We start from the raw sequence: 21,041 nt of genomic DNA on the forward strand, positions 1-21,041 counted from the left end.
GCTGGCCCGTACGTGAATGTCTCTCCCCTTCCCATCCGACGCGAGCACCCTCAAAGACGACATCGTGTAGTCGGACGCTTTGATGACTTCGCCAGCGCGTCCCATGTAGGCGTCGATATCACTGATTGACGCCAAAGACCCCCTGGGATGATCCCAGGGGGTCTTTGATCTGTGTGCACTCGGCAGGATTCGAACCTGCAACCTTCTGATCCGTAGGCGCGTTCGCCCCGGATGCGCGTCCCCACGATCAGCAACTCAGCACCGCTACTGCACGATGGTAGGCATGCATCGGTCCGTCATCGTGCGCTGGTGTATGTGGCTGTTGATGTCAGAGGTTGATGTCAGGAGGTCAACCACGCCTATCTGCGCGAGGGTTCCCAGGGGCAGCGTCGCTCCGCCAGCACGGTCCCTCGCCAACCCTATGGAAGTAGGCGGAGAGGGCGACTCGACTCGGGACTAGGACAAGGTCGTTTCTCCAATGTCCTCCAACCACAATGCCGGTTTGGCCGCGATGAACGAGCGCATCAACGCCACGCATGTGGCGTCATCCAGTACGACGATGCGCACGCCGGCTTCCGCAAGCCACGCCTGCCCACCTTGGAACGTTTGTGCCTCTCCCACGACGACGCAAGAAATACCAAACTGGCGCACGAGACCACAGCAGTACCAGCACGGCGAAAGCGTCGTGACCATGGTCGTACCGAGGTAAGAAGGCTGCCGCCCAGCCGCGCGGAAGGCGGCCGTCTCCGCATGCATGGAGGGGTCATCGTCCTGTACGCGCCGGTTGCGTCCGCGTCCGAGAAGGGCACCGTCCGCTCCGTACAGGGCAGCCCCGATCGGGATACCGCCTTCTTGCAGCCCAGCACGGGCCTCTTCCAGCGCGACATGGAGCATGGCCCGTTCCTGATCGAATTTCATGGCGCCATTGTGCTCTTCGGGGTGTTGCTGCTCAATAGAGCCAGCGACTGAAGGGGGACAGCGCTGTGCGTAGAGTGATCGGGCGCCTGATGTCTTGGCTTTTGCAAGGCACCTACCGGGGGCAAAACCTGCGCTTACACCTTGCCGCCATCCGTCGACTGGAGCCGCGCAGAGAGGAAATACACGAGTACCTGTACGCGTGTCTCAGCGTCCTCGACACGAAGGCGCAAGTCCTCCTGGGCTACGACGCGCTCATCATGGCCGCCACGTCGATCGTGCTCTCCGTCGTGCCGGACGGGAACCCCGTGGGCAAGGGGTTGATCATCGCCGCACTCGCGACCAGCGGCGTGTCATCAATGCTCTGTCTGCCAGTCGTCTGGGTTCAGTGGACGGACACGGACGAATTCGAACAGACGGAGGGCTCATTCAACCGCCTGTTAATGATTAGAAACAGGCGCACCATCAGTTACCGCGTGGCCTGGGTCATCGCCCACTTAGCGGCGTTACTCCTCATCGTGGGAACCCCGCTTCACTGAAGGCGCCCTCAGCAGAGTGATCACGCTCTCACTACACTGGTTGCATCGGACCGTCCGGACGTCCAGCCGTCTGCTGCCCCGCTCAGACCGGGGCAGCAGCGGCTGCACGAAGGCTCGGCCGAGTATCGACCACGGCAACCGGCCCCAGTCGTCGTATGCGGCACGCTCCCTTGGGTGTCGGTGCTGTCTGCTAACATCGCCTCACCAGATGCCCGACGACGCGACGGGCGCTGTACGGACCGGAAGACGCGGGGCCCCTTAGGCGGCCAACGCCCCCACCGTCGCTAGACCACTGCTTCGAGACTGAGCGTCACAGATCTCAGGCCAAACACCCATACATGGGTGGTTGGGCTGAGTTTTGTCTTTTTCGGTCCAACCACCCTTCCCTAACCTGGAAGGGGACCGATCGTTGAACAGCCAGTCGACGCCATCGAGTACCAGCCTCAGGGCGCTGTACCTGATCGTTGCTGCGTCAGTATCGATGGTTATCGCGCTCGTGGCAGGCATCCTGGTCTGCGTTACTGGCAAGTCAATTGTGGACGCCATTCTCTACGGTGGCGGGGTCTTCGTTGCCTTCATGACGTTGTCGATCGCCATGATCACTGTACTAAGCATGCCGTGACCGATGGTGAAAGCCAGCGAAAGCGAAAACAACGATGACCCGCACTCCTCGGTGCAGGTCATCGGTATGCCCAAGCGATCAACTGATGGGCGGGCTGTAGCGCAGAAACCAACCGCATCTGAGCTGGTGGACGGTGACCTACTAGTCGGCAAGTTGGACCAGGCGGTCACCGTCGTGCATGTGCCTAGCGCAGATCACAGTCTTATCCGTAGACGTGTTCGCCCCAGACGCGCGGGTCGTCCACCAGCCATTGCCGTGACTTACCCGTCCTGGGGTGATGTTGATTCACTGCTGTGTGCCAATGTGCGTGGCTGTTGATGTCAGGGAGCCGTTCCGTCCCCACTGGTCAGACCGTCAGCAGAGGCTGCGTCCATCCGCTGGTGTGGCACTTCGACAACCGCCGTCGCATCACCGTCGGTGCCCACCGGCAAGAGATCATCGGGCAACGCCACCTCACCGGCCCGACGTTGAGCGAGCCACCCGGAGCGCCTGTGCGACGGGGCCTCAGTGCGTACGTGCTGGAACCCCAGCCGTTCGTAGTAGTCGTGCAGCCCGGTGTTCGTCCGCCAAGTGTCGATGCGCACCCAGGTTCGCCCTTCAAGGGCAGCAAGGCGGGACATCCAGTCGATGAGCCGCGTACCGAGCTGTCGTCCCGACGCTGCACGGGCAACGATCAGCTTGTAGAGGTAGAGCGCTGTTTCGGGGCGGTCGACATCGGTCCAGAAGTCCCGGTCGACCGGACCACGGCTGACGGTGGCGAGCACTTCGTCACGCTCGCCAACAACGACCCATGCGCGCCCCTCATCTATGCTCGCGCGCCATTTCGAGATGGCACGCTCACCGGTCTCCGGATCGCTCCACTGATCCGTTCCCTTAGTCCGTAGCCACCCTTCGGCCTCAGCACGTAGGGCCATCAGGGCGGGTACGTCCTCCGCCGCTGCGGGGCGGAGGTACTCAGTCCGTACTGACTTCATAAAGGATCTTGTGCCTGTCTCCGGGGAGGATGGTGACCATGCAGCGTAGAGGGCGATCGTCCGCGTCATAGCCCGTTCGGGTGTGTTCTGCGACTGGAGTTGCTGCGGGAAGGCCAAGCTGTTCCGCTTCCTGGTGAGTCGGCATACGGACTGAGATTTCGTCCACGTACTTGACCTGCACGAGCCCCACAGAGGCGAGGATGCCGCCGGGCGCGGAGACGTCTCGGGGCTCCATCAGGGGTGTACCGACCACGAGTTCCTGAGGGAAGTACGAGTCGGCGAGGGCATAGGGCCGGTTGTCTATGTACCGGACTCGCTTACGAGCCACGGCCAGTCCGTCTGCGGGGAGTTGCAGGCGTTCACGGACATGCGGCGGGGGCTCCACGATGGAGACCGTGATGTCCTGGCGTGGAGCGTTGCCGTTCTCCGCGATCACGCTTGCCCACTGGTCGCCGGCTGTCCGCCCTTCAACCGCGTTCGCGTGGCGACTGCGGCTCTCCAGCGTCGTCCAGTTCCAGACGACGGGCGGGTAGTCCTCGCGGACGTACTTGCCCTGGCCTTGGCCGGTGACGACCAGGCCTTCCTCAATCAAGAGGCGCACGCCGGCACGGATGGTCTCGCGGCTGTAGCCGTACTGGCTCATCATCTTGGATTCGCTCGGCAGGGCCTCACCCGCCGTCAACCGGCCGGACTGAATCTGTTCCCGCAGGTCATAGGCGATTTCCTGCGCCTTCGTCATACCGCGTCGCACTGCCAAGGCAACCCCTCTGCTCCGACTCCTCCGTACAAGTTAGACCAGGGGGCTTGACTCTCCAAGCACAACTCATGCAACCTCTTGCCAAGGCACTCCTCCAGACAAGCCGGACGGGGTGTCACGTACGGTTCTGCCGTACATGCATGATGCCCGGAGGAAAGCCCAGCTCAGGCGGGGTGAGTACGAAGTGAGCGCTTGCGGATTGAGAACTCAACAGAGTGCCTGGGAGGCCGTCCCTCCCCTGCCAGCAAGAGGACGGACGCCTGCGGGCAATGCCCGTATGCACCAGAACCACCCAGCCTTCGCAGCTTTGCTGCGGCCGGTTGCCTCCGCTGCTCGTCGCGTACGAGCAGCGCTGAGGGGAGCCGCGATGGGCTTCATCGTCATCCATCGAGAGGACTGTTCATGGACCGCCTGAAGGCGCAGGCCTCGAAGAACCGTGATGCGGCGAAGGTGCTGCGCAGCCGGGGCAAGGACGCCGCCGCGAAGCGGTTGGAGGCCCGGGCCGACGAGTTGGAGTCGGGCCGCGTCACCGACTGCACCGACGCCGTCAGTGGCCTCATCTCTTGGGCCTTTCGCCGCTGACCTGGCATTACCCCTTCATCAACGGCGCGCGGCTCCCGGGTGGCACCCCGGGAGCCGCTGTCGGGCCGTTCACCTGTGAGAGGAACCACGACCCAATGAACCACATCGTTACTGTTCAGGACGCTGTTACCGCGTTCGCCGACTTCATGGAGCCGACGGCCGCTGAGCTGGAGGCGATCGAGCAGGAGATGCCCGTCATCCTGGCGGACGTCGAGTTGCTGGACGCGCAGATCATCACCCTGGACCGCGTCCCGACCGAGCTGGACAACCGGCGCATCCGCCGGGCCCGCCGCCGCGCGCTGGCCGCGCGGGTCGCGCTGGTCAACCGCGCGGCCGGTGCGAGCCTTCCCGGGGGTGCCGCATGAGCGCCACCGCCCGGAGCCTGACTGCCGCTCACGCTGAGGTGAAGGCGGAGATCACGCGGACCGACACCAAGACCGGTCTGCTGCTGGCGTTCGTCGGCGCGGTGCTGGCGGGCGCCTGGACGGTCGCCCGTGACCTGCCCCTGACACTCCCCGCCTACATTGCGGGCGGGCTCGGGATGGTGCTGCTGGTCGCGGCGGCCGGGCTGCTGCTGCGCTCGACCCGCCCGAACCTGAGCGGCCGGCACGGGTTCCCGCTGTGGGCCACGCTCACCGCCGAGGAGATCACCGACGCCGTCGCGACCGACCTGGCCGCAGACATCGCCGGACTCTCCCGGCTCGCGGTCGCCAAATTCACGGCCCTGCGCCGCGCGGTCGACCTGACCTGCGCCGGTGGGGCCCTGCTCATCCTCGCCGCCCTGTTCACGGCAGGGGGTGCGCTGTGAAGACGCTGACCGCGCAGATGTCGGGTGCCGGCGGACAGTGGCGCCTGTACGTCGTCCTGTACGGCGAGAGCGAGTGGCCCTCCATCCGGTTCGACTCCGGCCCGGTGCCCACCGGGGCGCAGCGCCGGGAGGCGCTGGCTTCCCTCGGCTACGAGGTGGCGCCCGGTGCCAAGTGGTCCTGGGTCGAGGACAGCCGGAAGCCCGACGACGACAGCACGCCGGTGATTCTGATCGCGGCCGTGGACGTGCGCGAGCAGGAAGGGGCCAGCGCATGAGCGCCAAGACCGTTCTTCCGGCCGTCGCGATGACGGCCGTGTCCATGGTCCTCACCCTGGCCGTGGTCGTGATGTGGCTGGGCACAGCCGTGCCGTGGCCGGTCGCCCTGGTCGTCGGTCTCGGTATCGACGGCGGATGGCTGGCCACCCTCGCCTACGAACGCCGCCTCGCAGCGCAGGGCGATCACAACCGCGCCGTGACCGTCGTCGGCTGGTCCTTCGGCATCCTCGCCGCCGGTGTCCTCGTGGCACACGCGCTGACCGCCGAGCAGTCCGCCGGAGCATGGCTGGCCGTCGCGTGGCTGCCCATCGCCGCCAAAGCCCTGTGGCTCGTGCACAGCCTGTGGGAGCGCACCGCGCTCACCCCCCTCGCGCTGGACGCGATCCGGGGAATCCAGCAGGAAGCGCGCGACGAGGCGGCCGTGGCCCGTGCCCGGCTGCGGGCGGAAGCGGCCACCGAGGAGACCCGGTTGACGGCCGTGACGGCCGCCGGGGCACGCGTCGCACGCGTCCAGGCGAAGACCGCGCAGACCCTCGCGGGGGCGTGGTCGACGCTGGAGACGGCACGCAAGGGCGAGGAGACCGGCAGGGCGCTGACCAGCGTGACGGGCCCCGTCACGCCCGCCGTCACACCCCGCTGGGAACTGCCCGTCTGGGGCCCGACGGAGCCGGTCCCGGCACTGGAGACGGCCGCCCCCGCGCTGTCGGATGAGGCGCTGGACGCGCTGGTCGACGAGATCCGTACGAGTGAGGTTCCGGCGCTGTCGTACCGGGAGATGGCCGCCCGCTTCCGCGCGGCCGGCCACTCCGCCTCCGAGGTCCGCCTACGGGCCGCGTGGAAGCGCGTCGCCTGATGGCCGCGCTGCCGGTGTTCCGGTGGCGCCTGGCCCCGGACGGCTACGCCACCCGCCGCCAACTCCGCGCACAGGGCCTGCGGCCCGGCGGTCAGGACGTGGCCGCGCAGCTCGAACGGCCACGCCGTCGCCGGGGGCCGCTGGTCGCCTACCTCTACCGCATCGACCTCGCCAAGCCGGTCCGGCCGATGACCCCGGGCCGGTGTGCGGCCCTGGCCAAGGCCAACGCGGCCCGCCGCATCTGCCCGCAGTGCAGCCGCGATGCGGGCTACGTCGTCCCCGCCTCACTCGGCACCTGTGTGCCCTGCGCCTACCCCGACCCTGCCGACTCTCCGAGGAGTACCTGACCATGCGCAACGCCGACATCCGTCGCCTGGACCGCGAGATCCAGGCGACGACGAAGAAGCTGGAAGCGGTCCGCCGGGGCGAGTGGTGGCCGCTGAACGGCAGTGAACGCCGGGCCATGGCCCGCGCCCTGGCCGGTGGCGCCTACAAGGTGGCCCGGGGCCGCAGCGCGGGCCGTGAAGAGCAGCGGATGGACGCCACCGGCAGCTCTGCCGAGATCCGGCTGAACGCGGAACTGAACGCACTGCACAGCGAGCGGCAGCGCCTCATCACTGAGGCCGCCCGCGACAAGGCCAAGAAGAAGTCCTCCGGCTGGTTCTGACCAGCCACCACACCGGGGTGGCCGCTCTTTCCACGGACCCGGCCACCCCGGCTCTCCCTCACTCCCGCCCCCGAAGGGGCAGTCAGGAGAACTCCCAGCATGTCTGAGAACGTCGTCCACCTCCACAAGCACACCGACCCCCCGACCCCCAACACCGCCCCCACGGTCCTGACCGTGGTGCCGGACACGCCGCCCGCGCGGCCCGTGCCGCTGTGGGTCCGCTCCGGCCGCGCAATGAAGACGGCCGCCACACACGAGCGCACGCGGTCGACGGGGCGGGCCGTGGCCCGGCACGCGTCCTACACGTTCAACGGCGGGCGGATCGTGGCCCGTCGTGCATGGGACGGCCGCACCGGCTCCCGGTACGAGCGGATGATCCGGGCGGCGGAAGCCGCGGGGAACCTGGAAGCGGCCGAAGAGTGGGAGGAGCGGTTGCAGCGCTTCCGCGCCGCCCGCCACCACCGCCGCATGGACCTGCTGCACTCCCCGGTGGAGGCCGCCAAGGGCGTGGCCGTCGGCGCCGGCATGAGCATCGGGGTGCTGGTCGCCCTCGGCGTCGTGATGGCCATCAACACGGGCCACGCCGGGGACGTCATCACTCCTCTCTCGGCGACCATCGACTTCATCGCCCTGCTCATCCGGATCGTGCAGATCGTCTGGGGCCCGGCGCTCACCATCGGCCCGTTCCTGGCCCTGCTCGCCCTGTGGTCCGTGGGCCGCAAGCAGCAGGCCGCCCCGAACTGGGCACTCCCGGCGAACGTCCGCAACGGCGAGGGTGAGCCGATCACCCCGTCCATCGTGGTCAAGGCCCTGCGCGACCTCGGCGTCCCTGCCTTGGCCCGTGCCATCAAGGAGATGGGCGACGCCGGCGCGTCCATGCTCGGTCCGATCCGGATCGCCGGATGCGGCGTCGAGGTAGACGTGACCCTGCCGTCCGGGGTGGCCACGAACGAGGTTCAGGGCAAGCGCCGCAAGCTCGCCGAGAACCTGACCCGGCACGAACACGAGGTGTTCATCACCATCCCGGAGGCCGCCCGTACCGTGCGACTGTGGATCGCCGACTCCGGCGCGCTGGACGAGCCGATCGGCCCCTCTCCGCTGGTCACCGACGAGACGCTGTCCGCGAACTACAAGACCGGCCGGGCCCCGTGGGGCCAAGACCTGCGCGGGGACGCCGCTGAGCTGAGCGTGTATCAGCGCCACCTGCTGGTCACGGGCTTGTCCAACCAGGGCAAGACTGCCGCCCTGCGGGCCCTGGCCCTGTGGCTGGCCCTGGACCGGACGGTGCAGTTCTGGATCGCCGACCTGAAGGGCGTCGGCGACTGGGCACCGTTCGACGGAATCGCCAAGGTCCTGATCGAAGGCCCCTCGGACAGCCACTGCATCCAGGCGACCGAGATGGTTGAGGACGCGGTGGAGGAGATGAACCGGCGCATCGAGGCCGTTCGCAAGGACCCCACCCTCGTGTTCCCGCCGCTGATCGTGCTGGTGGACGAGGCGCAGAAGGCGTTCATGTGCCCGGCCAAGGGCGAGGACGGCCGCCCCTACGGCGGTGCCAAAGCCACCTCCCGGTACTTCATGGCCGTGCGCGAGATCCACAACCAGGGCCGTGCGGTCGACGTGCTGATGTGGCAAGGCACGCAGGACCCCACCGACCAGAACCTTCCCAAGCTGGTCCGCGAGGGCGCCCACACCCGCGCCTCCCTCGTGGTCGGCACCGAATCCCAAGCTGAAATGGCCCTCGGGGCCAAGGCCGTCAACGCCGGCGCCGCCCCGCACCTGCTGCGCCAGGGCCTGGACAAGGGCACCCTCGTGGTCGCCTCCGACGGCATCGCCATCCCCGCCGGCCAGGCCTCCATCACCGTGCGAACCCACTTCATCGACGACGAGCCGGCCGCCGAGATCGCCGCCCGGGCCAAGGCCCTGCGCGACGGAGTGGCCACCCTGCGCGCCATCGACCGCACCGAGGAGCGGGACCCGCTCGCCGACGTCGCGGCCGTCATCGGCGACGCGGCCCGACTGCGCACCGATGAGGTCCTCAAGCGGCTGCACGCGCTGGACACGGCCGTCTACCGCGAGTGGAACAACGGCCGCCTTAAGCGGCTGCTGGAGGAGCACGGCGAGGAGCCGAAGAAGTCGCACGGGGTCATGGTCGTGCGCCGCGACGACGTGGCCCGCGCGCTCGCCAACCGCAACGACGACGGTTCCGCTTCCGCCGCCGAGTAGCGGGGAGCGAGCCGGGTCCAGCCCGGGGAGGCGGGGAGAACTCCCCAGCTCCCTCCCCGAGCCCACCTCCCCGGGCTGATCAGCACAAACATCGTTTCAGAGAGGCGGGGAGGCGCCCTGCTCAGACCCCCGAAACACCCCTCCACACGGCACCCCGAAAGGGGTGCCTCCACCTCCCCGGCCGAGCACCGGAAGGGATTCCGCATGTACCCCGACCACACCCCGCACGTGCCCGCACAGCGGGCCGTGGAAGTCCACCAACCCACCCCGCTACCGCCCGCCGTCGCCGCCCCGGCGCCCGTTGTCGCTGTGCAGCCGGGCAGCGTTCCGGCGGTGGCGAGCATCGTCCTGCCGGACGGCCGCGTCGTCACCGGCTACGCCATCAACCCCACCGAACCCGAGCCGGTGGCCGTCAAGCCGGTCGTGTCCCGGACCGCGGTAAACGTCGCCCTCGGGGGCATCGGGTTCCTCGCCGTGTGCGGCGGGCTGATCCTGCTCACCTCGTTCATCGCCGCGCTCACCGCGTTCATCACCCAGCTCATCATCCTGGCCGCCGTGATCTTCGGCGGATGGATCGCCGTGCAGATCTTCAGCGCGAGCGGCCACCAGAGCGGGACCACCGTGAATATCCGCAAGGCCGTGATCAAGCGCAACCACTTTCACAGCTAGCTCCGCCCGGGGCGACCGCAGTTCTTTGGCGAGACGCGGCGGCCGCCCCGGCCCAACCGTCCACAACAGACCTGTTGGAGGTCTACCACCATGACCCAACAGACCCCCATCCGGCGAGCACCCGGCCACAAGCCTCGCCTGCTGGACACTGCTCTCTCGCTGGCCGCGAACGGCATCCCGCCTCTGCCCCTGCGTGCAGGGAAGGCGCCCTTCGGCAACTGCCACCAGTGCGCGAACAACGCGTGCGGCGGCCGGCCGAATATGAAGAGCGCGGGCCCCTGCCGGTGCCCTCGTGTCTGCCACGCGTGGGCCGCCGCCACGACCGACCCTGACGTCCTCGCGTCCCCGGCCTGGGTGGCTGCGTGGCGGCAGGCCGTCTGCGTCGCCTATCACCCCGGGGCCGCCGGACTGACCGTGGTCGACCTCGACGACACGGCGGCCGTTGACTGGGCACGCGCCACCTTGCCCGCCACACGGACCGTATCGACGACGCGCGGTGAGCACTGGATCTACCGGGGCACCATGGCGTCGCACAACGCGGTTCGGCTTGGTGTCGACATCAAGTCGACTATGTCCTACGCCCGGTATCTCGGGCCCGGCACCGGCACCCTGGCCGCTCTGCCCGAGGCCGTTCGCGCGCTGGCCGTGAAGGAACCGCTCACCGTCCGGTCAGTGCCCCGTGCCCTCTCCCTGCCTGCACTGTCCGGCGGCGGGGAGTGTCCGCACCGCACGCCCGTCTTCTTGGAACGCGGCATCACCATGGCGGAACAGCGCATCACCGCCGCGCGCAGCGCGATCCACGCCACGGTCTATGGGGCGTTCCTCGCGGTGCTGTCCACGCACGGCCGGTGCGGCTGCCTCACCGACACCCACATCGGCCGGCTGTTCACCGCTGCGCAGGCCAAGGGTGAGTCCCTGCGGCACTGCACCGACGCGTGGGCAAACGCCCTGACCACGTTGGGACTGTGACCGTGTCCGACGACGAGAAGGACCCCGCCCGCAAGGTCATTACCGACTACGCGCAGTCCCACTTCCGGTACTTCCGCACCGTGGACGGGACCGTGTACGCGCAGCGCACCGGCCACCCCGTGGCTCGCCCGATCCGCTCGCAGGGCACGACCGGGAGCCACCGGCAGGAACTCATGGTCGGCCTCTTCCGTGACGGGGTCGGCGTCTTCAACGGAACCGCCCTCAAGGAGGCGTTGGATTTGATCGAGGCACTCGCCCTCACCGAGCAGGTACAGCCCACTCACATCCGCGTGGCCCCTGGATTCGATGGGGCCACCTGGCTCGACCTCGGCCGCGACGACGGCCGGTCCGTCCGCATCCACCCCTCCGGCTGGGACATCCGCGTCCCCGATCCCGAGGAGGTGTGCTGGCGGCGCACCCAGCTCACCGGGGAACTGCCCCTGCCCTCCACGGACACCGACGGCAAGGGCATCGACCTGCTGATGCGGCTGTGCAACTTCGCCGACGCCAAGACCGAGGCCCTGGCCCTCGCGTGGCTCATCGGCTGCCTGGAGCCGTCCGTGCCCGTCCCGGCCCCGTTCCTGACCGGCCCGCAGGGCGCCGGCAAGTCGACCGGTGGGCGGATGCTCGTGCGGATCATCGAGGGCATGACCGGCGACCTGCGCAGGGCGCCCAAGGACGAAGAGAACATGATCACGGCGGTTGCGGCCGGGTGGATCACCGCTCTGGACAACCTCTCTCACCTGCCCCCGGACCTGTCCGACCTCATGTGCTGCGTCATCACCGGAGCCGAGAGCATCAAGCGCGCGCTGTTCACCGACGGCGACGTCGTGCGCTCCCGCTACCGCCGCCCGATGCTGCTGACCGGCATCGATGTCGGCGTGATCCGCCCCGACCTGGCCGAACGGCTCCTCACCCTTCGCCTGGAACGCCCCCGCGTGCGGCGCACCGAAGCGGAGCTGTGGGCGGAGTACGCCGAGATCCTGCCCGTCGTCCTCGGCTCCCTGCTCGACCTGACCGTCAAGGTCCGCGCGGTGCAGGCCGAGACCCCGACCGATCTGCGGATGGCCGACTTCGCCCACCTGTGCGCGCAGCTCGACGCAGCCACCGGCTTCGGGACGCTGGAGGCGTACCGGGCCAGCCTGGACGACCTCAACGACGACGTGATCGAAGGCGACCTGCTGGCGCAGACGGTCCTCAAGTACGCCGCCGAACTCACCCCGGGCGAAGAGGTACGGATGACGTCGGCGGAGTGGCTGCACGCCCTGACCGCCCTCTACAGCGGCGAAGAATGCCGCCCCCTGCCCAAGGGCTGGCCCACCACTGGCAAGGTGCTGTCCGACCGGCTGAGGCGCATCCAGCCCACCCTGGCCGCCCGTGGCGTCCTGGTCGACTGGGGGCGCACCAGCGCCGCACGCTACATCGAACTCGGCCGCCAGGCCCCGCCCCCGCCGCCCGAGCAGCAGACCGCGTTCTGACCGCCCGCGCAGACAGGCGGACAAGCAAGAGGAGCACGCCGCGCCGGGGGTGCTCCTCTTGCTGTTCGGCGGCGACAGCCGCCCTGCACGGGTCGCGCCGCGAAGCGGCCCGTTCTTCAAGCCCTGAGCGGTGACGTAAGACCACAGACACCACCCCTTTCTCTTTCCTAAGTAGGGAAGATCTGCGTCACTGCGTCACCACGGACCCGACAGACGGCCGCTGACCTGCGGCGACAGCGGTGACGCAGACGGAGAATCCTGCGTCATCCCGCGTCATCACCGTCACCCCGTGACGAGCGCCCGTGTCATCGGTGACGCAGGGCCGACCCCGCTGCGTCACCGGAACCCGCAGGTCAGACGCTTGGTTGACGCAGGTGACGCGATGACGCAGAAATCCCAGCTTCGGACAGCACAGACCACCCCGCCCCGAGGAGATCTCGCGTGAGCATCGCCGCGCCCCCGCCCCCTCAAGCGCTCAAGGTCCCCGAAGTCATGACCGCCCTACGCCTCAGCCGCAGCAAGGTCTACGACCTCATCCGTTCCAAGGAACTCCCGAGCTACACGTCCGGCCGTGCCCGCCGCATCCCGGTGGAGGCCGTCAGCAAGTACATGCAGAACCGACTTGAGGAGTGCGACTGAATGGCCAAGCGCGCCAACGGTGAAGGAACGATCAGCAAGCGAGCGGACGGCCGCTACCACGCCGCCGCCTACGTCTACCGCCCCGATGGAACCCGCACCCGCAAGTTCGTCTACGGCAAGACCCGCAAAGAAGTAGCCGACAAGCTCACGGAGTTGCAGGAAAAGACCCGCCAGGGCATCCCGGCCGCAGAGTCCACCATGGCGTTCGGCGACTACCTCACCTACTGGCTCGCCACCATCGCGCCGGCACGGCTCAAGCCGTCCACGCTGAACAGCTACGAGGGTCTGGCCCGCCTGTACATTCGCCCCGCCCTCGGCAAGAAGCGGCTGAACCGGTTGTCCCCGGCGGACGTGCGCCGGTTCCTCGCGGAGTTCAAGGACTCCTGCCTGTGCTGCCTGCGAGGTGCAGATAAGGAGCGCCCGGAGGAGAAGCGCTCGTGCTGCGCCGTGGGCCGCTGCTGCCAGCGTCGCCCGTCCGCCCGGACCGTCCAGTACATCCACGCCGTCCTCCGGTCGTCTCTCCAGCAGGCAATCCGAGAGGAACTGATCGCGCGGAACGTCGCGCGGATCGTCGAGACCCCCACCGTCACCCGCAAGGAGGTGCGTCCGCTGGACGCCGCAGAGGCTCGCCTCATGCTCAAGACCGCCCGATCCCACCGTCTCTACGCCCTGTGGCTACTGCTCGTCTCGACAGGCCTGCGACGGGGTGAAGCGCTCGCCCTCACGTGGGCGGATGTCGACCTTACGAACGGTCAGCTTCGCGTCCGCCGGAACGTCCAGCGCATCCGGCGTGAGCTGATCTTCGGCACCCCCAAGACCACGCGTTCCATCCGCACGGTCTCTCTGCCGAAGCACTGCATGCGGGCCCTTGCCCAGCACCGAACCCAGCAGGAGCAGGAACGCAAGGTCGCAGGGAAGAAGTGGCAGCCCGCGCCGGGACAGCCGGACGGTCTGATCTTCACCACGACGCATGGTCGAATCACAGACCCCCGCAGCCTGAACAGGATGCTCACCATCCTGTGCCGGGGCGCCGGCGTACGGCGAGTACGGGTGCACGACCTTCGCCACACATGTGCCTCTCTGCTGCTCGCACAGGGCGTGGACGCTCGCACGATCATGGAGACGCTGGGCCACAGCACGATCACGATGACGCTCGACACCTACGCGCACGTGATGAGCACGACGCTCAAGGCCGCCGCCGATCGGATGGACGACGCCCTCGGCCTGGACGAGTCGCAGGAGGAATGAGACGGCGAGCAGGAGTAGGCCACCGAGGAGTGATCGGCGTTTCTGGCCGCGTTGATGTCAGCCGTTGATGTCAAAGGCCCCCTGGGATGATCCCAGGGGGCCTTTGACCTGTGTGCACTCGGCAGGATTCGAACCTGCAACCTTCTGATCCGTAGTCAGATGCTCTATCCGTTAAGCTACGAGTGCTTGTTCTGTTTTATCGCCGCTCCCGGGCCTTCCGGCTCGCTCGCGGCGACAGGAAGAACATTACATGACTGCCGCCGCCATGTGAAATCCGTTAGCCGCACCCCTTGTGACCTGCTGAAATACCGTCCCAGGGGCCCGGCCGGCGCGGTGTCATCAGTCGGTCGAGCCGGTCGCGCGCGGGTGCGGACGGTTGACGGGCCGGGCGGGCTCAGGCGGCCGCCATCGAGGGCCGGTCGGCAGACCTCGTAGGAGTAGGCGGCGGCGTAGGACTCGCCGCTGATCGCGATCTGGCCGCAGCCCAGTAGTGCTGTGATGTGGCTCACGGCCTGCGGGGAAAGTCTCTGAAAAAGCTCAGGGAGTCCGGTATGACTTACCGGACTCCCTGAGCTGAGTGCGGAGGCGGAGGGATTTGAACCCTCGATGGGCTTTAAGACCCAAACCGCATTAGCAGTGCGGCGCCATAGACCGGACTAGGCGACGCCTCCAGCATCACTCCCGCGCGAGCGCGAGCGGTGCGTGCCGATGATGACACAGTCGAGCGTGCTGTCACCAATCGACCCCCACGGTACTAGGCGGGAAGGGCGCAGGGCAAAGGCCTTGTCAGGCCCGTACGGGCCCCGCTCGGGCGTCCGCGCGCAACATCCCGGGCCGCGTCGCGTTAGACAGCGCATGTTGCGTGCCACTTCCCGGGCCACGGCCCGCCCCGCCTTCCGGCGCCTCCTCGTCGGTGCCGCCGCCTCCGTCGCCGCCGCCGGGTCGCTGACCGCGGCACCCCCGGCCGCGTACGCCCAGGCCGGACCGGCCGGTCCGCCGTCCCCGGCCGCCCGGCCCGGCGACGGCCCGGGCCGGGATCACCTCGACGTCCACGGCCCGGATCGGGATCACCTCACCGTCACCGTGCGGAACGCCGGCGGCGGGGCCGACGGAATGTTCGAGTTGTACTGCGACCCCGACGGCGGCAGCCACCCCGACCCGGACGGCGCCTGTGCCGCCCTGGAGCGGGACACGCGCTGGGGGCAGGACCTCTTCGCGCCCGCGCCGGAAGGCGGCTTCTGCACCATGCAGTACGGCGGGCCCGCCACCGCTCACGTCACCGGCACCTGGGCCGGACGGCCCGTCGACGCCATGTACGACCGTCGCGACGGCTGCCAGATCTCCCGGTGGGACCGGCTCGTGCCGCTGCTGCCCGACATGAAGGCCGCGGGGAAGGGCTGACGTCGGCCGGGCGGGAGAGAAGGGCCGCGGGAGGGAGCGACGGGAGCGGTCGGTCCGGGACCTTTGCGCCACACTCCGCCCTCATTCCGCCAGCTGGGGGCGGCTCGGCCGAAAGGTACAGAAACGCCGCTCTCGTAAAGGTCCCGCGAAGGTCCCGCGACGTCGTCGCAGGAGGGCGGGCGTTTCACGATTACTCGGACGTCAGTTCGGGGTCACTTTCGTGTGCGACCTCCCTCTCATCCGGCGTCGCGAGCGCAACCGCAGCCCTTAGACTCCCTCGCGTGACACGCCGCGGGACGGTTGGCAAGATGGCCCGAGCGGTCGGCAAGGTGCGGTAACAGGGAGGAAGCGTCTCGTGAGCAGCAGGCCATCCCGAGGCGCTGCTCGCCTCGCAGCCATACTGGACGCCCTCCCCGACGCGTTGGTGCTGGTCAACGCCAACGGCACGGTCGTCAACGCCAACACCATCGCCCTGGAGGCCTTCGAGACCCCGGGCACCGCTCTGGTGGGGCGCGGGCTGCTCGATCTGCTGCCGCAGTTCGACTCCAAGCTCATCCCCGGCTCCATGCGCCGGCCGGAACACCTCGATCCGCACGCCCGGACCAAGCCGACCCGCATGATCGCGCGCAGGACCGACGGGACCGAGTTCCCCGTCGAGGTCACCAGTGCGAATCTCGAGAACGGGCAGCAGGCCTACGACGGTTACGGCTACACCGGTGACGAGCTGCTCATGCTCGTCGTACGCGACCTGTCCGGGACCGTGGACACCGAGGCGGAGCTCGCCCGGTCCCAGCGGCAGACCGAGATGATCCTGCGGGCCGCGGCGGAAGGCGTCATCGGCACCGACACCGACGGGCGGATCGTGCTCGTCAACCCGGCCGCCGCCCAGATCCTGGGTTTCCGGGCCAGCGACCTCGGCGGCCGCGAACTGCACGACCTGGTGCTGCACTCGCGTGCCGACGGCTCGCCCTTCCCCTACGAGGACTCTCCGCTCGCGGACACGCTGCGTTCCGGGCGCAAGCACCGGGTGCGCGGGCAGGTGCTGTACGCCAAGGACGGCGGCAAGGTGCCGGTCGATCTGACGACCGCGCCCGTGCGCGACGGCGACCAGCTGGTCGGCGCCGTGATGACCTTCACCGACCGGCGGCCCTACGACGCCGTCGTCGAGGAGAAGGAGGCGGCGCAGAAGCGGCACGAGGAGGAGCTGGAGCGGATCGCCGAGGAGCACGCCTCCGAGCTCACCGCGCTGCGCCAGCAGCACGTCACCGAGCTGGAGGAGCTGACCGAGCGGCACTCCGAGGAACTCGCCGCCAACGAGGAGCGGTACGCCGCGCTCGGGGAACGGGAGAAGGACCGGTTCGAGGCGCTCGCCGCCCGGCACGAGCAGTTGCTGACCCTGCTCGGCCGGTCGCTGCGCGGCCCGCTGGAGGAACTGCGCCGCGAGCTGGCCGCGCTCGCCTCGGACGACGCCGGGCAGCTGTGGCCCGAGGCCAACCAGGTGCTGCACCACCTGTCCGCGGGCTACTCGCGCATCACGACACTGATCGACAACGTCCTCGGGTACCAGCGGCTCGACGCGGGCGGCGAGGGCATCGCCCGTACGAAGGTGATGCTGGACGCCGTCGTCGCCGCCGGGGTCGACGGGGCCGTCGAGCTGATCGGGCCCGGGCGGGTGCAGTTCGCCGTGCACGCGCCGCCCATCGAGGCCGAGGTCGATCCCGGGCTGCTCGCCACCGCCCTGGCGCACCTCGTCGCCGACGTGGCGGGGGTCGACGCCACCGGCAACACGCCCGTGTCGGCGGGCGGTTACCTGGACAACACCGTCGTGGTGGCGGCGGCCCAGCGCGGCGAGGTCGTGCGCATCGAGGTGCGCGGGCCGTACGCGGGTGGCGACACCGTGCACGAGCCCATCGTCCGCGGGATCGTCCGAGCCCACGGGGGTGTGCTGCAGACGCACGACGTGCCGGGGATGAGCGGCAGCGCGTACGTCCTCGAGGTGCCGATCGGCGGTGGGGCCGGGGCCGTTGCCGCCCAGCAGGCGGACGAGTCCGCCGCGCTCGCCGTCGTCGACCCTGCGGATCGCGTCGCCGTGGACCCCTCCGCCGTGGATCCCGCTGCCGCGGATCAAGCTGCCGTGGGTCTCGCCGAGCAGGGCCCCGGTGGGGGGCGGCGCCGGGCGCGTCGGGCCACTACCGACGCCTTCCTCGACGGAGACGTTCCCGGTGGCGAGGGCGACGGGGCCGGTGGTCCCGGAGCCGACGGTGCCGCACCCACCGGGCGGCGCAGGCGGCGGGCCGCCGGCGAGCCGGCCGCTCTTCCGGCCCTGGCGTCCGGTGAGGAGGCCGCGGCGGGTACTGCGGCGGGCCCCGCGTCCGGTGGCACCGGGCGGCGGCGGCGCGCGGCCGAGGAAGCCGCTGCGGGTGCCGTCGGCAGTGCCGTCCAGGGTGTCGCCGAAGGGGCCGTGGTGACGGCCGCCGAGCATGCGGCGGGGGCCGCCGCCTCGAACACGGGCCTCGGCGGAACCGTGCCGCCGCAGGGTGTGCCCGCGCCGTCCGGGCGGCGGGCCCGGCGCGAGCCGGGGGAGCAGGCGGCGCTGCCGCCCGCCCTGTCCGCGCCGTCGTCCGGCGATGAGTCCGCCGGTTCCGCCGATGCGGTTCAGGGGCAGGACGGGCAGCCGACCGGGCGCCGACGGCGCGCGCTGGCCGCCGCCAACGAGCGTGCGGCCGCCGCGCAGGAGGCTGCGGCCGGGCCGCGTCCGGTGTTCGCCCTGCCGCCGGCCGGGGCCGATCAGACTCCACACCCCGCCCCCGCCCCACAGGAAGCCCCGGCCCAGACCGACCAAGGTCAGACGCCGGTTCAGGGCCAGACGCCGGTTCAGGGGCAGGCACCGGTTCAGGGTCAGGTGCCCGCACAGGGCCTGGCACCCGCACAGGGACAGGTGCCCGCACAGGGACAGGTGCCCGCACAGGGACAGGTGCCCGCACAGGGACAGGTGCCCGCACAGGGACAGGTGCCGGCTCAAGGGCAGCCGCAGGAGGCCGTGGCGGCTCCGGGGTCGGCCGTCGCCGGTGACGGGATGGCCGACGAGGGGCGGCACGACGCCGTTCCGCACGACCAATCCGCCGATCACACTCCGCCGCAGCCGCATCCGACCAGTGCGCCGACCGGCCGTCGGCGACGGGCCGTCGCGGCACCGCAGCCCGCCGGGGGAACCGCGGCGCCGGTGCCGGGAGGTGCCGACCAGACGGGTCCGGTGCCTGCGGGCTCCGCGCCCGCGGGTCCGGGCGGGCCCGTGCCGCCGGGTTCCGTGCCTGCCGCTGCCGTGCCGACGGGGTCCGTACCCGCCGCAGCCGCCCAGGGTGTACCCGCGCAGCAGGACGTCACCGGCCAGATCCCGCCGGGGCAGGCCGCGCCCGTGCAGGCCGGGGTCGCGCCCGGCACTGCCGTGCCGCCGGGTGCCGCGCCGGGCGGTGCCGTACCGCCGCCGGTTGCCGCGCCGGGCGGTGCCGTACCGCCGCAGGGCGCCGTCCCCCAGGTGCACGTGCCGCAGGGCGTGTCGGTACCCGCTCAGGGCGGGCTCGGACAGAGTGTGCAGGCAGCCCTCCCGGGGCAGGTCCTGCCGCCCCCGGCCCCGGCCCAGCCCCTGCCGCAGCAGCCCGGCGCCGGCCGGCCGCTTCCCGCGGAGGCGGCCCCGGGGCAGACCGTCCCGCCCCAGGCCACGCAGGCCACGAACGGTCGGGGAACTCCGGTCCAGGGCACCGACGCCCATGGCGTGCCGGCTCACGCGACCCCGGCACCCCCCGCCCAGAACACGAACGCACCGAACCCGCGCGCCGACGGAACCCCGCCGCACGGTGGCTCCCCCGCCGCCCGGCCCTGGCCCGCCGCCGACGACGCGACGGGGGCCGGGACCGCGCACCCGGCGCCCGCCAACGGCACGCCGCCCCGGGCACGGCAGCAGCACACCCCCGCGCCGGGCACACCGCTGCCGCCGGAGGGTGCGCCGCGGGCGGCCCAGCCGTTGCCCGCGGAGGCCGCCGGACCCGTCGATCCGAACTCGACGCAGGGCCGTGCCATCAGCGTGCGGACGCTGGGCCAGGGCGTGCCGTTCAATCGGCAGGCGGCCCAGGTCCAGCAGCCGTCGGCCGTACCCGGCCCGCAGTCCGGCCCTCACCAGTCGGCCACGCCTCCCCCGCACCAGCCGGGCGGCTCGGGCCGGCGCCGCAAGCTCGGTACGCCGCCCGACCCGGCGACGCGCACGGACCAGGTGGCCCGCCCGGAGCAGGGGCAGCCGCGTCCGGCTGAGCAGGGGCCCCGTCCGGAGCAGGTCACGCGGCCGCGGCCGGCGGGCGAGCACACGCCGCCGCCGGTTGCCGCGCAGGTGCCGGCCCCGGCCTCGGCACCCGTCCCGGCGCAGCCGTCCCTCGCCGGTCAGTCACGCCTCGCGCAGATGACCGAGGGCGGCGGACGGTCGTACGCCATAGGCGCGCCGGACGAGAACGCCGCCGAGGGGCCCGAGCCGCTGGACGGGCCCGGCGGGGCCGTCGAGGTGGCCGATCCGCCGCGGCCGCAGCCGATGGACGACGAGTTGCCGCCCGAGCCGCTGGACAATCCGCGGCGGCTGCTGGTCTGGCCGGCGCCGGACGTCAGCACGCAGCAGGCACTGAGCGACCGCGGCTACCGCCCGGTGATCGTGAACTCGCGCGAGGAGGTCGACGCGCAGATCGCGGCGTTCCCGGCCGCGCTGTTCGTCGACCCGCTGACCGGGCCGATCACGCGTACCGCGCTGCAGTCGTTGCGGCAGGCGGCCGTCGCCGCCGAGGTGCCCGTGCTGGTCACGGCGGGGCTCGGGCAGGCCTCGCGGGACGCGGCCTACGGTGCCGATCCCGCCGTCCTGCTGAAGGCGCTGGCGCCGCGCGACACCGAGCAGCACCCGCCGCGGGTCCTGCTGATCGAGGAGCACGCGGAGATCGCGCTGGCGCTGACGGCGACGCTGGAGCGGCGCGGGATGCAGGTCGCGCGGGCCGCGAGTGACGCGGACGCGGTGACGCTGGCGGGACAGTTCCGGCCGAACCTGGTCGTGATGGACCTGCTGCAGGTGCAGCGGCGGCAGGAGGGTTACGCCGGGATCGTCGACTGGCTTCGGGCGAACGGGCAGCTCACCCGCACCCCGCTGGTCGTCTACACCGCCGCCGTCGATCAGGCCGACCTGCCGCGGCTGGCCTCCGGGGAGACGGTGCTCTTCCTCGCGGAGCGGTCCACCAGTTCCGAGGTGCAGACCAGGATCGTCGACCTGCTCAGCCGCATCGGCACCAACTGACAGGTCCTGCCGAGTCGGCAGGACCTGGCGCGCCGACAGGATTCGGCGCGCCGGCAGAACCTTGCCTGCCGACAGGACCCGGCCTGTCGGCGGCGGCC

At 70.4% G+C, this 21,041-nt stretch carries 20 protein-coding genes and 2 tRNA genes; 17 read left to right on the forward strand and 5 right to left on the reverse strand.

Annotated elements, in window-relative coordinates; genetic code table 11:
- Window positions 1-456 precede the first annotated feature (456 nt).
- Complete coding sequence (locus ACIQU3_RS09885; protein ID WP_403924271.1) at window positions 457-918, reverse strand: nucleoside deaminase; 462 nt, start codon at window positions 916-918, stop codon at window positions 457-459.
- Between the two features lie 65 nt (window positions 919-983).
- Between ACIQU3_RS09885 and ACIQU3_RS09890 the strand changes: the two genes are divergently transcribed.
- Window positions 984-1,454 carry a hypothetical protein gene (locus tag ACIQU3_RS09890; RefSeq protein ID WP_403924273.1) on the forward strand — a complete coding sequence of 157 codons (471 nt, stop codon included), beginning with the start codon at window positions 984-986 and terminating at the stop codon, window positions 1,452-1,454.
- Between the two features lie 409 nt (window positions 1,455-1,863).
- Window positions 1,864-2,076: a hypothetical protein gene (locus ACIQU3_RS09895; RefSeq protein WP_403924276.1), complete on the forward strand. Its 213-nt coding sequence runs from the start codon at window positions 1,864-1,866 to the stop codon at window positions 2,074-2,076.
- A 320-nt stretch (window positions 2,077-2,396) separates the two neighbouring features.
- On the opposite strand, the gene ACIQU3_RS09900 is transcribed toward ACIQU3_RS09895, so the two are convergent.
- Window positions 2,397-2,990: a GNAT family N-acetyltransferase gene (locus ACIQU3_RS09900; RefSeq protein WP_403924280.1), complete on the reverse strand. Its 594-nt coding sequence runs from the start codon at window positions 2,988-2,990 to the stop codon at window positions 2,397-2,399.
- A 40-nt stretch (window positions 2,991-3,030) separates the two neighbouring features.
- Window positions 3,031-3,789, reverse strand: coding sequence for a GntR family transcriptional regulator (locus ACIQU3_RS09905; protein ID WP_403924283.1), 759 nt, complete (start codon window positions 3,787-3,789; stop codon window positions 3,031-3,033).
- A gap of 420 nt (window positions 3,790-4,209) precedes the next feature.
- Here ACIQU3_RS09905 and ACIQU3_RS09910 point away from each other — a divergent pair, with 420 nt between their 5' ends.
- From ACIQU3_RS09910 to ACIQU3_RS09970, 13 genes are all read left to right on the forward strand, one after another.
- Window positions 4,210-4,389 carry a hypothetical protein gene (locus tag ACIQU3_RS09910; protein ID WP_403924286.1) on the forward strand — a complete coding sequence of 60 codons (180 nt, stop codon included), beginning with the start codon at window positions 4,210-4,212 and terminating at the stop codon, window positions 4,387-4,389.
- A 95-nt stretch (window positions 4,390-4,484) separates the two neighbouring features.
- Window positions 4,485-4,754: a DUF6284 family protein gene (locus ACIQU3_RS09915; protein WP_403924289.1), complete on the forward strand. Its 270-nt coding sequence runs from the start codon at window positions 4,485-4,487 to the stop codon at window positions 4,752-4,754.
- Complete coding sequence (locus ACIQU3_RS09920) at window positions 4,751-5,197, forward strand: Pycsar system effector family protein (protein WP_403924292.1); 447 nt, start codon at window positions 4,751-4,753, stop codon at window positions 5,195-5,197. Before ACIQU3_RS09915 ends, ACIQU3_RS09920 begins: the two co-directional genes overlap by 4 nt.
- Window positions 5,194-5,472 carry a DUF6303 family protein gene (locus ACIQU3_RS09925; RefSeq protein WP_403924295.1) on the forward strand — a complete coding sequence of 93 codons (279 nt, stop codon included), beginning with the start codon at window positions 5,194-5,196 and terminating at the stop codon, window positions 5,470-5,472. Before ACIQU3_RS09920 ends, ACIQU3_RS09925 begins: the two co-directional genes overlap by 4 nt.
- A complete protein-coding gene (locus tag ACIQU3_RS09930) occupies window positions 5,469-6,326 on the forward strand; it encodes a protein spdB (protein ID WP_403924298.1) in 858 nt (285 codons plus the stop codon). Before ACIQU3_RS09925 ends, ACIQU3_RS09930 begins: the two co-directional genes overlap by 4 nt.
- Window positions 6,326-6,673: an RRQRL motif-containing zinc-binding protein gene (locus tag ACIQU3_RS09935; RefSeq protein WP_403924701.1), complete on the forward strand. Its 348-nt coding sequence runs from the start codon at window positions 6,326-6,328 to the stop codon at window positions 6,671-6,673. The genes ACIQU3_RS09930 and ACIQU3_RS09935 overlap by 1 nt, the downstream gene beginning before the upstream one ends.
- Before the next feature lie 2 nt (window positions 6,674-6,675).
- A complete protein-coding gene (locus ACIQU3_RS09940) occupies window positions 6,676-6,993 on the forward strand; it encodes a hypothetical protein (protein ID WP_283973888.1) in 318 nt (105 codons plus the stop codon).
- Between the two features lie 99 nt (window positions 6,994-7,092).
- Window positions 7,093-9,219: an FtsK/SpoIIIE domain-containing protein gene (locus tag ACIQU3_RS09945; RefSeq protein ID WP_403924302.1), complete on the forward strand. Its 2,127-nt coding sequence runs from the start codon at window positions 7,093-7,095 to the stop codon at window positions 9,217-9,219.
- 204 nt (window positions 9,220-9,423) lie between these two features.
- Entirely contained in the window at window positions 9,424-9,888 is a 465-nt protein-coding gene (locus ACIQU3_RS09950) for a hypothetical protein (protein WP_403924305.1), read from the forward strand.
- A 90-nt stretch (window positions 9,889-9,978) separates the two neighbouring features.
- The gene (locus tag ACIQU3_RS09955; RefSeq protein ID WP_403924308.1) at window positions 9,979-10,857 is read left to right on the forward strand and encodes a bifunctional DNA primase/polymerase; all 879 of its coding nucleotides are present in this window, start codon (window positions 9,979-9,981) and stop codon (window positions 10,855-10,857) included.
- A gap of 2 nt (window positions 10,858-10,859) precedes the next feature.
- Window positions 10,860-12,335, forward strand: a complete 1,476-nt coding sequence (locus ACIQU3_RS09960) for an ATP-binding protein (protein WP_403924704.1) — start codon at window positions 10,860-10,862, stop codon at window positions 12,333-12,335.
- Between the two features lie 441 nt (window positions 12,336-12,776).
- Window positions 12,777-12,974 (forward strand): helix-turn-helix domain-containing protein, encoded by a 198-nt coding sequence (locus ACIQU3_RS09965; RefSeq protein ID WP_403924311.1) that lies wholly within the window; start codon window positions 12,777-12,779, stop codon window positions 12,972-12,974.
- The gene (locus ACIQU3_RS09970) at window positions 12,975-14,222 is read left to right on the forward strand and encodes a tyrosine-type recombinase/integrase (RefSeq protein WP_403924314.1); all 1,248 of its coding nucleotides are present in this window, start codon (window positions 12,975-12,977) and stop codon (window positions 14,220-14,222) included.
- Window positions 14,223-14,335: 113 nt separating this feature from the next.
- Here the strand turns inward: ACIQU3_RS09970 and ACIQU3_RS09975 are convergent.
- Window positions 14,336-14,408, reverse strand: a tRNA-Arg gene (locus tag ACIQU3_RS09975).
- 394 nt (window positions 14,409-14,802) lie between these two features.
- A tRNA-Ser gene (locus ACIQU3_RS09980) sits at window positions 14,803-14,893 on the reverse strand.
- Between the two features lie 187 nt (window positions 14,894-15,080).
- On the opposite strand from ACIQU3_RS09980, the gene ACIQU3_RS09985 reads away from it, so the two are divergent.
- Both ACIQU3_RS09985 and ACIQU3_RS09990 read left to right on the forward strand, forming a co-directional pair.
- A complete protein-coding gene (locus ACIQU3_RS09985) occupies window positions 15,081-15,623 on the forward strand; it encodes an SSI family serine proteinase inhibitor (RefSeq protein ID WP_403924317.1) in 543 nt (180 codons plus the stop codon).
- 355 nt (window positions 15,624-15,978) lie between these two features.
- The gene (locus tag ACIQU3_RS09990; protein WP_403742714.1) at window positions 15,979-20,943 is read left to right on the forward strand and encodes a PAS domain-containing protein; all 4,965 of its coding nucleotides are present in this window, start codon (window positions 15,979-15,981) and stop codon (window positions 20,941-20,943) included.
- The last annotated feature ends 98 nt before the right edge of the window (window positions 20,944-21,041 follow it).

This window comes from Streptomyces sp. NPDC101110 (assembly GCF_044759525.1).
Classification (GTDB): domain Bacteria; phylum Actinomycetota; class Actinomycetes; order Streptomycetales; family Streptomycetaceae; genus Streptomyces.